This window comes from Epibacterium sp. ABZ3_068 (assembly GCF_056159265.1).
The window spans coordinates 1,812,784-1,826,360 of the sequence record NZ_JBSWUV010000001.1 but is presented as its reverse complement, the minus strand read 5'-3'; the positions used below and the strand labels follow the sequence as shown (position 1 = coordinate 1,826,360).

The 13,577-nt window shown below is 56.0% G+C and carries 13 protein-coding genes, 1 pseudogene and 1 riboswitch; of the genes and pseudogenes, 11 read left to right on the top strand and 3 right to left on the bottom strand.

The window, feature by feature from the left end; translation table 11 throughout:
• Window positions 1-163: 163 nt before the first annotated feature.
• The 9 genes and pseudogenes from ACXAEW_RS08760 (at window position 164) to nrdF (ending at window position 8,905) form a co-directional block, all read left to right on the top strand.
• Window positions 164-1,036 carry a LysR family transcriptional regulator gene (locus ACXAEW_RS08760; protein WP_474940957.1) on the top strand — a complete coding sequence of 291 codons (873 nt, stop codon included), beginning with the start codon at window positions 164-166 and terminating at the stop codon, window positions 1,034-1,036.
• A 170-nt stretch (window positions 1,037-1,206) separates the two neighbouring features.
• On the top strand, window positions 1,207-2,187 hold the full coding sequence (locus ACXAEW_RS08755; protein ID WP_474940956.1) for a DUF1852 domain-containing protein: 981 nt from the start codon (window positions 1,207-1,209) through the stop codon (window positions 2,185-2,187).
• Between the two features lie 36 nt (window positions 2,188-2,223).
• Window positions 2,224-3,267 carry a methionine synthase gene (locus ACXAEW_RS08750; RefSeq protein ID WP_474940955.1) on the top strand — a complete coding sequence of 348 codons (1,044 nt, stop codon included), beginning with the start codon at window positions 2,224-2,226 and terminating at the stop codon, window positions 3,265-3,267.
• 90 nt (window positions 3,268-3,357) lie between these two features.
• Window positions 3,358-3,846, top strand: coding sequence for a flavin reductase family protein (locus tag ACXAEW_RS08745; protein WP_474940954.1), 489 nt, complete (start codon window positions 3,358-3,360; stop codon window positions 3,844-3,846).
• Window positions 3,847-4,111: 265 nt separating this feature from the next.
• Window positions 4,112-4,507, top strand: a pseudogene (locus tag ACXAEW_RS08740) (transposase); the annotation flags it as partial.
• Between the two features lie 377 nt (window positions 4,508-4,884).
• Window positions 4,885-5,076: riboswitch (cobalamin riboswitch) on the top strand.
• Window positions 5,077-5,161: 85 nt separating this feature from the next.
• Window positions 5,162-5,386 (top strand): glutaredoxin-like protein NrdH, encoded by a 225-nt coding sequence (gene nrdH, locus ACXAEW_RS08735; protein WP_474940953.1) that lies wholly within the window; start codon window positions 5,162-5,164, stop codon window positions 5,384-5,386.
• A 1-nt stretch (window position 5,387) separates the two neighbouring features.
• Window positions 5,388-5,816 (top strand): class Ib ribonucleoside-diphosphate reductase assembly flavoprotein NrdI, encoded by a 429-nt coding sequence (nrdI, locus tag ACXAEW_RS08730; protein ID WP_474940952.1) that lies wholly within the window; start codon window positions 5,388-5,390, stop codon window positions 5,814-5,816.
• On the top strand, window positions 5,798-7,921 hold the full coding sequence (gene nrdE / locus ACXAEW_RS08725) for a class 1b ribonucleoside-diphosphate reductase subunit alpha (protein ID WP_474940951.1): 2,124 nt from the start codon (window positions 5,798-5,800) through the stop codon (window positions 7,919-7,921). The genes nrdI and nrdE overlap by 19 nt, the downstream gene beginning before the upstream one ends.
• A 12-nt stretch (window positions 7,922-7,933) precedes the next feature.
• The gene (nrdF, locus tag ACXAEW_RS08720) at window positions 7,934-8,905 is read left to right on the top strand and encodes a class 1b ribonucleoside-diphosphate reductase subunit beta (protein WP_474940950.1); all 972 of its coding nucleotides are present in this window, start codon (window positions 7,934-7,936) and stop codon (window positions 8,903-8,905) included.
• A gap of 315 nt (window positions 8,906-9,220) precedes the next feature.
• On the opposite strand, the gene ACXAEW_RS08715 is transcribed toward nrdF, so the two are convergent.
• The 3 genes from ACXAEW_RS08715 to hisI are packed head-to-tail and all read right to left on the bottom strand — an operon-like array spanning window position 9,221 to window position 11,743.
• Entirely contained in the window at window positions 9,221-10,558 is a 1,338-nt protein-coding gene (locus tag ACXAEW_RS08715) for a dihydroorotase (RefSeq protein ID WP_474940949.1), read from the bottom strand.
• A 14-nt stretch (window positions 10,559-10,572) separates the two neighbouring features.
• Window positions 10,573-11,295, bottom strand: coding sequence for a bifunctional diaminohydroxyphosphoribosylaminopyrimidine deaminase/5-amino-6-(5-phosphoribosylamino)uracil reductase RibD (ribD, locus tag ACXAEW_RS08710; protein ID WP_474940948.1), 723 nt, complete (start codon window positions 11,293-11,295; stop codon window positions 10,573-10,575).
• A complete protein-coding gene (hisI, locus tag ACXAEW_RS08705; protein WP_474940947.1) occupies window positions 11,270-11,743 on the bottom strand; it encodes a phosphoribosyl-AMP cyclohydrolase in 474 nt (157 codons plus the stop codon). Before hisI ends, ribD begins: the two co-directional genes overlap by 26 nt.
• A 154-nt stretch (window positions 11,744-11,897) precedes the next feature.
• Between hisI and cysS the strand changes: the two genes are divergently transcribed.
• Both cysS and yidD read left to right on the top strand, forming a co-directional pair.
• A complete protein-coding gene (cysS, locus tag ACXAEW_RS08700; protein ID WP_474940946.1) occupies window positions 11,898-13,238 on the top strand; it encodes a cysteine--tRNA ligase in 1,341 nt (446 codons plus the stop codon).
• Complete coding sequence (gene yidD / locus ACXAEW_RS08695; RefSeq protein WP_474940945.1) at window positions 13,235-13,489, top strand: membrane protein insertion efficiency factor YidD; 255 nt, start codon at window positions 13,235-13,237, stop codon at window positions 13,487-13,489. The genes cysS and yidD overlap by 4 nt, the downstream gene beginning before the upstream one ends.
• The last annotated feature ends 88 nt before the right edge of the window (window positions 13,490-13,577 follow it).

Genomic DNA, 13,577 nt, shown 5'->3' with positions numbered 1-13,577 from the left:
ACAATTCGAAGACAATGACGGCGGACTACATCTTTCCTGTGCAGCGAACGGTCAAACGGGCCGTACGTCCATGCGATTGGTCCAAACCGCCGCGTCGTCTCGGTCTGGCGGCTGAAGAGATGTCGCGCGACACACCATTAGCCAAAACAGGTCGATATATCCCATGATTGACACTCAACCTCTTGCGATCCTTCGGGAAATCTCGAGAACCGGCAGTCTCACGCTTGCAGCAGACAAGTTGTGTTTGACCCAATCCGCAGTGAGCCATGCCATTCGCCGTTTTGAGGAACGTCACAGCGTTAAGCTCTGGGCCAGAGATGGGCGGAAATTGCGCCTTACCCCCGCGGGCGATTTCCTATTGGGTGTCGCAAACCGTGTTCTGCCACAGCTAGAGCACAGCGCCAAAGTGCTTGAAGACTATGCAGATGGCCGCCGCGGGACGCTTCGCATTGGTGTGGAGTGTCACCCCTGTCAGAACTGGCTGATGCGCTTGGTAGATGAGTTTCTCAACCAATGGCCGGACGTGGAACTGGATGTCACTTCAGCCTTTCAGTTTGGTGGATTGGCCGCGCTGCAGGGTCATGAAATTGATCTCTTGGTCACGCCCGACCCGTTAGCGCGGCCCGGGCTTTGCTTCGAACCGGTGTTTGACTACGAGCTGATCTTGGCGGTCTCCGAGAGACACAGGTTGGCAAAGAAGTCTTTTGTGGAACCCAAAGACCTGTCTCGCGAAACGCTGATTACCTATCCCGTGGCCAAAGAACGGTTGGATATCTACACGCAGTTTTTCGCCCCTGCACATGCCATGCCGCGCCGCCACCGCACGGTTGAAACCACCGATCTGATGTTGCTGCTTGTGGCTTCGGGGCAAGCGGTCAGTGCAACGCCAGATTGGCTGGTGCGAGAGGTCGCGGATGTGCGGGGCTTACGCCTCGGCACTGGCATCACAAAATCGATCAACCTTGGATTTCGTGAGGATGATGCTGCGGACTATCTCCAAGGGTTCGTGGATCTGGCGAGCACCATTGCAATTTGACAAATTTCCGCCTTTTCCGGCCGAAGCTGAACGGTCAACCTAAACGCATGACAAGGTGTCATGCTCACCCAAAGAGAAGTCATTTTTCTTAGCGACCTCCCTCCCTCATAAACAGCACAGGTCTCGCGGCACCCGCGATGGCGCAGAGTGGACTGTAAGAGGAATGAAATATGGGCAGCGGTTTTGACTTTATGATCAAGAGCATTCCCTTTGATGAAACCTATGAACCAACAGAAAACACGCGGCTAACAACAAATTTCGCCAATCTGGCGCGGGGCGCGCATCGTCAAGAGAACCTGCGCAACGCGCTCAAGATGATCGAAAACCGGTTCAACGATCTGGCCTATTGGGATAACCCCAAAGGTGACCGTTATGCTGTGCAGTTGGATATAATATCAGCCGAAATTCAGGTCCCGGGGCAAGAGGCGGGTTTTCCTGCGATCGAAGTGCTCAAGCCAACGATCAATGACAATCACACCGGAGCGCAGATCGCGGGCATCGTCGGCAATAACTTTTCGTCCTATGTACGCGACTATGATTTCAGCATCCGCCTGCGCGAATACAATGCAGGCAAAAGTGGCTTCAGCGTGCCGGATGATTTTGGCGACCTGCATGGCCAGATCTTCAAGGCTTTCGTGTCGTCTGATACCTACAAAGCTCATTTCGGTAAGACTCCGGTGATCTGTCTGAGCGTGTCAGACAATAAGACCTATACCCGCACGGCCAATACCCACCCTGTTCTGGGCGTGGAATACGCGCCCGATACCGTTTCTTTGACGGAACAGTATTTTCAGAAAATGGGCCTCAAGGTGCGCTACTTTATGCCGCCTGAGAGCGTGGCGCCCTTTGCGTTCTATTTTATCGGCGATCTGCTGAATGATTACACCAATCTGGAGCTGATCAGTACGCTGAGCACAATGGAAGCCTTCCAAAAGATCTACCGGCCCGAGATTTACAATGCGAACTCTGTTGCCGGGCAGTGCTTTCGGCCGAGCCTCTGCCATCAGGATTTCTCCCTCACACAGGTGGTTTACGATCGGGAAGAACGCACTGGACTGGCGATTGAACAGGGCAAATTTGCCGAAACCTATTTCATCAAGCCCCACCGCGCCGCACTGGACGCATGGTCCGCACAATTTGCGGCTCAATAAGCGCATAAACATACGAAACGCACGAGGTAATCTATCATGTCCAATCTTCTCCCCACTTCCACCGCAGGCAGCCTTCCCAAACCCGCTTGGCTCAGCGAACCACAAACACTCTGGTCCCCTTGGAAGCTGGAAGGCGACGCGCTTGTCGAAGGCAAAAAGGACGCGCTGCGTCTGATACTTGAGGAACAACAACGCGCCGGGATCAATATCGTTAGTGATGGCGAGCAAACCCGTCAGCACTTTGTGACAACCTTTATCGAGCACCTCACCGGCGTGGACATGAACGAGCGCAAAACCGTGCGCATCCGCGACCGCTATGACGCCAGCGTGCCAACGGTGGTGGGCGCGGTATCTCGCGACACGCCGGTGTTTGTCGACGACGTGAAATACCTGCGGTCGCTGACGGATGCCCCAATCAAGTGGGCGCTTCCAGGGCCGCTGACCATGGTGGACACCCTCTATGATGAGCACTACAAAAGCCGCGAAAAGCTGGCGATGGAATTTGCTGTTATCCTCAACGAGGAAGCGCGCGAGCTGGAGGCAGCCGGTGTCAATATCGTTCAGTTTGATGAGCCCGCGTTTAATGTGTTCTTTGACGAGGCCAATGATTGGGGCATTGCCGCCTTAGAGCGCGCCAGTGAAGGGCTCACATGCGAAACCGCTGCGCATATCTGTTATGGCTATGGTATTAAGGCCAATACCGATTGGAAAAAGACGCTTGGATCCGAGTGGCGTGAGTATGAGGAAATTTTCCCGAACCTCCAGAAATCCACGCTCGATCTGATTTCTCTGGAGTGTCATAACTCCCATGTTCCGCTGGAGTTGATCGCATTGCTCCGGGGCAAGAAGGTTATGGTGGGCGCTGTGGATGTGGCCACCCACACCATAGAGTCCCCCGAAGAGGTTGCAGGCACCCTGCGCGATGCATTGAAATACGTGGATGCGGACAAGCTTTACCCCTGTACGAACTGCGGCATGGCACCGCTGCCTCGCGATGTTGCCAAAGGCAAGCTGTACGCCTTAGGTGCAGGAGCGGAGATCATCCGCAAAGAACTCGCGGGCCACTCGGCCGCCGCCTAAGTGCGCCCAGCCAAGCCGCCCCTTCAGAAAAACACGCTTGCCACCCCACGTAGGCAAGCGCATCTCCCCGACCTGTCAAAAGTATGCACAATGTATGACGTTCCCACTCCTCGCTCCATTAATCCACGTGCATTTCGCGACTGTTGCGGGCGTTTTGCAACCGGTGTGACCGTCGTCACCACGCGCACGTTGGACGGTGTACACGGCGCAACCGTCAGCGCGTTTATGTCCGTGTCTCTCGATCCGCCATTGATCGCCATTTCGCTCTCCAAGCGGTCAAAGCTGCGTGAAAAGCTTCGGGGATCTGGCCGGTTCGCCGTGAACATCCTTAGCCATGATATGCGGCAACATGCTTTGCATTTTGCAGGACAAACCTACAGTCAAATGGAAAACCTCTTTGAGGACGCGGAGGGCCTTGCCACTTTACGCGGTGCATCAGCTGTTTTAAGTGCGGATATAGCCAATGAATGGGATGCCGGGGATCATACGATTTTTCTTGGGGCTGTTACCCATTTGAGATGCGATCAAGCCGCGCGGCCATTGGTTTATCACGCCGGGGACTTTGGAGATTTTCGCTGATATTTGGCCGGGTGCCACGTTCGATCTGTGGCATATTCTATCTCGGCATCGACACCGATCTCAGGTTCCCTTTCTACGCCAATGAACAAGGCGAAAAGCTCGCTTGAGGCTGACGAAAGCCATTGTCATCTTTAAGGCGAACGGCAGCTCAGTCCTGCGGCCTGAGAATTTGTCCTCTTGTCTAGCTGCATCTACCATAAATGGCCAAGTTCAAAGCCGCACTGCGCCACGCCAGACAATGCACCCGCAGATTTCTACGTTGCATAAACAGTTTTGCCGCAACTACTCTGACCCGAACCGGGGCCCAACCGGCAAAGCTGTCTCGCGATATCGCGCCCTTAAGCTGACCTGTCAGGCCTGCCCATCCAAAGCCAAGTGCTGTCCCACCGCCGACGCACGCAAGATCACTCACGAAGAATACGAAGATGCCCGTCAGGTCGCCCGCGACATTGCCAAAACAAAGCAATATGCGATCTCGATGCGACTACGAAAGAAGGTGGAAATGCTCTTTGCCCACCTCAAACGCATCCTCGGGTTGGGGCGGCTCCGATTGCGCGGTCCATGCGGCGCAAACGATGAATTCCTCCTCGCCGCCACCGCCCAAAACCTCCGCAAACTGGCGAAGATCTTTCCTGCACCGCAGCAAACGCGCAAAGCCTGATCAGAAAGGTACTCGCGCTTTGTTTGAAACGCTATTTTCTGCGCCAGCAACACGTTGTTTTTCCACAGAATCAACTGAAAGCGAAACCCTTCGCTGCGGCCTGCGCGAACGGTTGCTTCGCCTAGAGTTGTTTACCCGTATCACATGAAGACTCTGTTGAAAGCCCTACCGTTTCGAATTCGACTAAGCCATGTGCGATGTGTCTAAAATTACGGGCTGCAATTTGGTCGAAACGATCCCAAATCAGTTTTTTGCACTCGATTGTTTCACAAGCAATGTACCCAGTTCCGTTCTCTGTGTAGCTTTGGCTGCCTTCCGGGGTTAAAAAAGAAAATGTCAACCCAAACCTATATGTTGACGGTGGCCTTCCTATATACCCAATATGGTGTTGCTTCGGTTCCTTCGATTCTACTCGAAGGCTAAGAGGGAAGCCGGTGAAAATCCGGCACTGCCCCCGCAACTGTAAGCGGTGAGCAAGGTTGAACACGCCACTGAAAGTGCTGCTTTCGGGAAGGCCAGCCAAGCATAGATCCGCGAGTCAGGAGACCTGCCGTCAGCACAAAAAAGACCACGAACGGAGGGTTCGGGGGCGTGCAATGGGTTTGTCCTGCACTGTGTCCTCGACTTTGACAACAGAAAACAGAAAGAGGACAGATGAGCATCATCGTTTATTCCAAACCCGCTTGCGTACAATGCACTGCCACAACACGTGCACTAGATGCTAAAGGCATCAGCTACGATGTAGTGGATTTGACCGAAGATACCTCCGCGCTGACCCGTGTGACTGAACTGGGCTATCGCCAAGCCCCGGTAGTGGAAGCCAACGGAGCACATTGGTCTGGCTTCCGCCCAGACATGATTGCCCGTTTGGCCTCCTAACGTGGCGGGCCGCGATCCGGCACTTGTCTATTTCTCGTCCGCTTCTGGCAACACACACCGCTTTGTGACGCGGCTCGGTTGGGTTTCTATGCGCATCGCGATAGAGCCGGAAGCGCCGCTGCCGACGGTGGATGTGCCTTTTGTTTTGGTGTGTCCGACCTATGCGGATGGACAAGGCAGAGGAGCGGTGCCCAAACCGGTGATCCGGTTTCTCAATGACCTGCGGCGGCGCAGGCACATTTGTGGCGTGATCGGTACAGGCAATCGAAACTTCGGTACGACCTACGCGCTTGCGGGCCGCATCATCTCTGAAAAATGCAACGTGCCGCTGCTCTACACTTTGGAGCTGGCAGGCACTGAAACGGATATCGCCCGCGTCACAGACGGGCTGCGAAAATTGGGGGGCAACCTATGCTCGACCGTGAGCTGAGCACTTTGGACTATCACGCTTTGAACGCGATGCTGAACCTTTATGACGGGGACGGCAAAATCCGATTTGACGCTGACCGCATGGCGGCGCGCCAGTATTTCCTGCAGCACGTCAACCAGAACACAGTGTTCTTCCACTCGTTGGAGGAAAAGCTCGGCTATCTTGTCAGCGAAGGCTACTATGAAGAGGCGGTGTTGGATCAGTACTCCAAGAGCTTCATGCGCAAGATCTGGGATGAGGCGTATGCAAAGAAGTTCCGCTTCCCGACCTTCCTTGGAGCGTTCAAGTATTACACATCCTACACGCTCAAAACCCGTGACGGGCAGCGGTTTCTAGAACGCTATGAAGACCGCGTCGTGATGACATCTCTGACATTGGCGCGTGGCGACGAAGCGCTGGCGATGTCCTTTATGGAGGAAATTCTTGAAGGCCGTTTCCAACCTGCGACACCGACTTTCCTGAACGCTGGCAAAGCCTCACGTGGGGAGTTGATTTCCTGCTTCCTACTACGGCTGGAAGACAACATGGAAAGCATCGGCCGAGGCATCAACTCGGCGCTGCAACTATCCAAGCGTGGTGGCGGTGTGGCGCTGTTGTTGACCAACATCCGCGAACACGGCGCTCCGATCAAAGGCATTGAAAATCAATCGTCTGGAGTGATCCCGGTCATGAAGCTGCTCGAAGACAGCTTCTCCTACGCCAATCAGCTCGGCGCACGTCAGGGGGCCGGTGCGGTCTATCTGAACGCCCACCACCCAGACATCATGCGCTTTCTCGATACCAAGCGTGAAAACGCAGATGAGAAAATTCGCATCAAAACCCTGTCGCTTGGCGTCGTGATCCCGGACATCACCTTTGAGTTGGCCAAGAAAAACGCGGAGATGTATCTGTTCTCTCCGCATGATGTGGAAAAGGTTTATGGCGTGCCGTTTTCCGAGATCTCGGTCACCGAGAAATATGAGGAAATGGTCGACGATAAACGCATTCGTAAATCCAAGGTGAACGCGCGCGAGTTCTTCCAGACAATCGCCGAAATCCAGTTTGAGAGTGGTTACCCTTACGTGATGTTTGAGGACACGGTGAACCGGATGAACCCGATTGCGGGCCGGATCAACATGTCCAACCTGTGTTCCGAAATCCTGCAGGTAAACGAGGCGTCTGAGTTCAATGATGATCTCAGCTATGCCAAAATGGGCAGTGATATTTCCTGTAACCTTGGCTCGCTGAACATCGCCAAAACAATGGATGGCAACGACCTTGGCCGCACCGTGGGTGCTGCGATCCGCGCGCTGACCGCGGTTTCTGAAATGTCGGCTATCGACTCTGTGCCATCTGTGCGCAAAGGCAATGATGACAGTCACGCCATTGGTCTTGGGCAGATGAATCTGCATGGCTACCTGGCTCGGGAACGGGTGCACTATGGCAGCGCTGAAGGTGTGGAATTCACGTCGGTCTATTTTGCTGCTGTGGCCTATCATGCGATCCGAACGTCCTGTGACCTTGCCAAGGAACGTGGCACAAGCTTTAAGGGCTTTGAGTGTTCCAACTATGCCTCTGGCGTGTTCTTTGACAAATACACCGACCGCGACTGGTTGCCCGAAAGCGAAACCGTCAAAATGCTGTTTGACGGTGTTGACCTTCCAACGCGGGAGGATTGGGCGGTTTTGAAAGCCGATGTGATGAAACACGGGTTGTTCAACCGCAACCTTCAAGCTGTGCCGCCGACCGGTTCGATCTCCTATATCAACAACTCGACCTCCTCGATTCACCCGATCGTGTCCAAGATCGAGATCCGTAAAGAAGGTAAGATCGGCCGCGTCTACTACCCTGCCGCCTTCATGAACAATGAGAATCTGGAATACTACCGTGACGCCTATGAGATCGGCCCCGAGGCTCTGATCGACACTTATGCGGCGGCCACCGAGCATGTGGATCAGGGCCTGTCGCTGACCTTGTTCTTCCCGGCAGAGGCCACAACCCGCGACATAAACAAAGCCCAGATCTATGCTTGGAAGAAGGGCATCAAGACCGTCTACTACGTGCGCCTGCGCCAGGAAGCCCTAGAGGGCACCGAGGTTCAGGGCTGCGTATCCTGCTCGCTGTGATCGGAGAGAAACATGAAAGACCTGACTGAGACCCAGATCACCCGCGCGATCAACTGGAACCGGATGGACGATGAGAAGGACCTAGAGGTCTGGAACCGCCTGACCGTAAACTTTTGGCTGCCGGAGAAGGTGCCGCTTTCCAACGATATCCCAAGCTGGGCGACTCTGACCGATCAGGAAAAGCAGCTTACCATCCGTGTTTTTACCGGCCTAACGCTGCTGGACACTATCCAGAACACCGTTGGTGCGCCGTCGCTGATGCCCGACGCTGTCACACCGCATGAAGAGGCTGTGTTGACCAACATCGCTTTTATGGAAGCTGTGCACGCGCGAAGCTATTCTTCGATCTTCTCGACGCTATGCTCCACTAAAGAAATCGACGAAGCCTTCCGCTGGTCCGAAGAAAATCCGCACTTGCAGGCCAAGGCGCGAACCATTCTCGACACCTACGCGCCGGGCAACGACCCACTGAAGCGCAAAATCGCCAGCGTGTTTCTGGAAAGCTTCCTATTCTACTCCGGCTTCTACCTGCCGATGTATTGGTCAAGCCGTGCCAAGCTGACCAACACCGCTGACCTTGTCCGCCTGATTATCCGCGATGAGGCTGTGCATGGCTATTACATCGGTTACAAATTCCAGCGAGGGATTGAGAAACTGGAGGAAGTAAAACAGGCAGAACTGAAAGACTATGCCTTTTCACTGATGTTTGAGCTGTACGGCATTGAAAACGAATATACCGAAGAGCTCTATGACGAGCTTGGGCTAACTGAGGACGTGAAGGTCTTCTTGCACTACAACGCAAACAAGGCCCTGCAAAACCTAGGCTTTGAGGCACTGTTCCCACCAGAAGTGTCTGAGGTGAACCCGGCGATCTTGGCGGCGCTCAGCCCGGATAGCGAGAACCATGATTTCTTCTCTGGCTCCGGCTCGTCTTATGTGATCGGCAAGGCCGTTGCGACGGAAGACGAAGACTGGGATTTCTAACGTCCAACGGCAGGCTTTGCATCGTGCGTGATTGGTACAGAGCGCTTGGCGTGCGATTGGTTGTTCAACCGGCTGTCCCACGACACGCAGACAAATCTGCTTGGCGATTGCGAAGAGGAGGTCTCTGAACTGTGCGAAGAACCACAAACCGAGTTTGTGTCGTCGTGTCGGGCGTTGCTGTGCTGCTCCTACAAGAGTGGCAGATACATGATATCGTTTCGACTACCGTTCTGATCTTGGGTGACTTGTCGATCTTGCAGGCATAACGAATGGCCGGTTCCGTGACGGGAAGTAAGGCCCCAGAGTGCCGGTAAGCTAACGAGACACCGGGGGCAAAGCCTCAAGAAACCGCATCGGCTGCCCTTTACCTGGGGTTTTCAATTCGCCCTGCCACATCACGGTATGGCCGCGCACCACGGTTCCGACCGGCCAACCGGTGACACTCTCACCGTCGTAAGGGGTCCAGCCTGCCCGTGAGGCGATCCAATCATTGGTGATGGTTTCGCGACGTTTGAGATCCACAATTGTCAGATCGGCGTCGAAGCCCACGGCAATGCGCCCCTTTCCCGCGATCCCGAACAGACGATTGGGGCCGGCACTGGTCATGTCTATGAGCCGAGCCAAGCTCAACCGGCCTGCGTTGACGTGATCCAGCATGATTGGCACCAGCGTTTGTACACCGGTCATACCCGAGTGGCTTTGCGGATATGGCTGGTCCTTTTCCCCGCGCGTGTGGGGGGCGTGGTCGGAGCCGAGAATGTCGGCCACCCCATTGGTCACGCCGCCCCAAATCCGCGCGCGGTGATCCTTGCAGCGTATCGGCGGGTTCATCTGGGCGTAGGTGCCAAGGCGTGCGTAGGCCGTTTCGTCCAGCGTCAGGTGGTGAGGCGTGACCTCGACACTCGCCACATCCTTGTGATCGGCGAGATAGGCCATCTCCTCTCCGGTCGAGATGTGCAGCACGTGAATGCGTTTGCCGGTTTTATGGGCCAGTGCGATGAGCCGCTTGGTGCAGTTCAGGGCAACTTCGGGCGAGCGCCAGGCCGCATGGCTTGACGGATCCCCGGGAACACGCAGTCCTTTGCGCCGCTCCAGCATACATTCATCTTCGCTGTGAAAGGCCGCGCGGCGTGAAATGGCGTTCAGGATTGATTCGACACCGGCATCGTCCTGCACCAGAAGGGAGCCTGTGGAGGAGCCCATAAACACTTTGATGCCTGCACATCCGGGGAGTTTTTCAAGTTCGGGCAACTCTGCCACATTGTCATGGGTGCCGCCGATGTAGAATGCGAAATCGCAGTGCATGCGGTTGGTTGCAGCCGCGATTTTGGCGTCGAAAGACTCGCGGGTCGTGGTCAGGGGATTGGTGTTCGGCATTTCGAATACGCCTGTCACACCGCCCATAACCGCACTGCGCGAGCCGGTTTCAAAGTCTTCCTTATGCGTCAGGCCGGGTTCACGAAAATGAACCTGTGTGTCGATGACGCCAGGCAGGATGTGCAGGCCTTTGCAGTCCACGACATGATCCGCCGTGTCCGATGCAAGATGGCCGAGGCCCGCAATATGTCCATTGTGTACGGCAAGATCGGCCTCTGCGACGCCGTCGTGATTGGCAATCGTACCGTTTTTGAATATGACATCGTAATGGGCCATGCTTGTCTCGCTTTTTAGTTTTGGTATATGTTGGCAGGCTCACTTGCCCGCTGTATCAGGCGATCAGCAAGAGGATCGTCGCGGGCAATGGCCACGGAGGTCAGGCCCATCTCGGCCAGATGCGACAGCAGCCTGGCTTTCGGATAGGCTGACAAGTCAAGATCCGCAGACGGCAACTTGCGCCGTGTCACAAGATGAACTGTTTCACGGGACGAGCGCAGGAGTGCATCGATACCTATGGGAACTTCTTTTGTGGGCTGCTCGAGGGCAAACAGTTCTGGCTCACCAAGGCGCACACGGTGGAAAAAGCCTGACATCAGGCGTTCTGCCTCTTCCGCGCATAGGCCGACCTGCACCTCAATGCCAGCGCCCCGCAATTTGGCAAAGCCTCCGCCGTGGACACGAGGGTCGGGATCCTGAACGGCACAGACGACTCGGGAGAGACCGGCCTCTATGATTGCATCGGCACAGGGCGGTGTTTTCCCCCAATGACAACACGGCTCCAGAGTGACGTACAGCGTTGCACCTTTTGCTCCGAATCCGGCTAGTTCGATTGCCTTGCGTTCCGCATGAGGGCGGCCGCCGGGATGAGTGGCTGCTTCGGCGACGATCTTGCCATCCCTGACGATCACGCAGCCGACCGGCGGGTTCGGCCAGACATGGCCGCGCATCCTGTCGCCCAGGTTCAACGCCCGCTGCATCCAGAGAAGATCAGAGTTGTGTCGGGTTTGGGGCATCGCCGTAGACGTCTTGGGGGTCAAAGGTTTTGTGGTCTTCCTGAAACGTCAGCGGCTGCCCCGCATCCTTGCCGGCAGGGACCGCACGATAGAAACAGGAGCGATACCCCACATGGCAGGATGCGCCGGACCCGGCGACCTGAACCCGCAGCCAGAGGGCGTCCTGATCGTCATCAATGCGGGCCTCGATCACATTTTGCACAAGACCGGACGTGGCCCCTTTGTGCCAGACGGCTTGCCGTGAGCGGCTAAAGTAATGCGCCTCGCCGCTGGTGATCGTCCGTCGCAGTGCTTCGTCATTCATCCAGCCCAGCATCAGCACCTCGCCTGACACGGCATCTGTTGTGACGCATGGCAAAAGGCCACTTGCGTCGAACTTTGGTGCAAAATCAGTGCCTTCTTCGACTTGCTCGACCGATTTTCGGGGCTGAAATTCCAATTGTGGCATGGCTGTGTCTTGTGCCTCTTGTGATGTGATATGTTATAACATACATTCTTGTGGGTAAGAATGATGGCAATGTAAAGAGGCAAGCATCGTAATGAAGGTCTACATCGTCGCTCAAGATAAGGCGGGTCAACGCGCCGGGATGGCGCTCTAAGCCATGCTGCATCTTTTCAATTCCATGGGGCGTAAGCTCGAAGCTTTCGTGCCTGAAGATCCGAACCATGTGCGAATGTATGTTTGCGGGCCGACCGTTTATTCCTTTGCCCATATCGGCAACGCCCGTCCGGCGGTCGTTTTCGATGTCCTGACAAGGCTTCTGCGGGCAAGGTTTCCAATGTTGACATATGCGCGCAACATTACGGATGTGGATGACAAGATCATCGCTGCGGCATCCTCTGCAGGTGTGAGTTGTGATGATATCGCAGCGCGGTTCACCGAGGCTTATCATGCCGATCTGAGCGCCTTGGGGGTTCTGCCGCCGGATATTGAGCCGCGCGCGACAGGTCATATTTCGGAGATGATCGCGATGATCACCGATCTGATTTCTGCCGGGCACGCCTATGCAGCTGAGGGGCATGTTCTGTTTCATATTCCAAGTTTTCCGGCCTATGGGCTCTTGTCCGGTGCTAACCCTGATGAGATGCTGACCGGAGCTCGGGTTGAGGTCGCTCCTTGGAAGCGCGATCCGCGTGACTTTGTGCTATGGAAACCTTCCGGCGCGGGACAGCCGGGGTGGGACAGCCCGTGGGGCTTTGGCCGTCCGGGGTGGCATATTGAATGCACGGCGATGGTCCGGGCGCATCTTGGGGCGCGGATTGACATTCATGGCGGCGGGATCGACCTGCGCTTTCCGCATCATGAAAATGAAATTGCGCAGGGTACAGAGGCGCGCTTTTGGGTTCATAATGGGCATGTCACCGTTTCGGGAGCGAAGATGTCCAAATCCCTCGGCAATGTGCTTTTGGTACGCGACCTGCTGGCCGACATGCCGGGGGAGGCGATCCGCTATGCGCTGTTGAGCGCTCATTATCGGCAACCTCTGGACTGGACGCCAGAAACCCCGCGGGCCGCGCGGGCGGCGCTTGACCGTCTTTACGGTGCGCTGCGCGATCAGCCGCCATCCTCTGCGCTGGACGAGGATATGGCCCCTGTGATCGCCGCTCTGGACGATGATCTGAACACGTCGGCGGCTTTGGCTGCGCTGCACGCGCTTGCGGGGCAAGTGCATGCGGCGGCCGATCCGCATCGCCGGGCGGAACTGGCGGCAGCTCTGCGCAAAGCCGGGGCATTTCTGGGGCTGCTCGGACAGGATGCGGTTGTCTGGGCACAGGCCGGGGCAGGGAATACGGACCGGATTGAGGCGCTGGTGGCCGAACGCAGCGGTGCCCGTACAGCGCGCGATTGGGCGCGTGCGGATGCACTTCGCGATGAACTCACAGAACTGGGGATCGAGGTCGAAGATGTGAATGGCGAAAGCCGCTGGAGGGTGCGCGCATGAGAGCCCTTGCTGTCTGGCTTCTTATCCTACCGATCCGGGCCTACAGGTCGTTTCTGTCGCCCTGGCTTGGCCATGCCTGCCGGTTTCAACCCAGCTGTTCCGCCTATGCGATCGAAGCGCTGGAAACCCATGGTCCTCTGCGCGGTCTGTGGCTGTCCGTCTATCGTATCGCGCGTTGCAATCCATGGGGCGGCTCTGGTTACGATCCGGTGACGCAACACAGGGCATCGGTACATTCGTCGTCAAAGTAACCCTATTAGACAGGGCCGTGTCCTCGGCTACGCCTGCGGGCCGCACCACCCCTGTCGAATAGCATTGCCTCGCCCCCTCCCGCGTTCG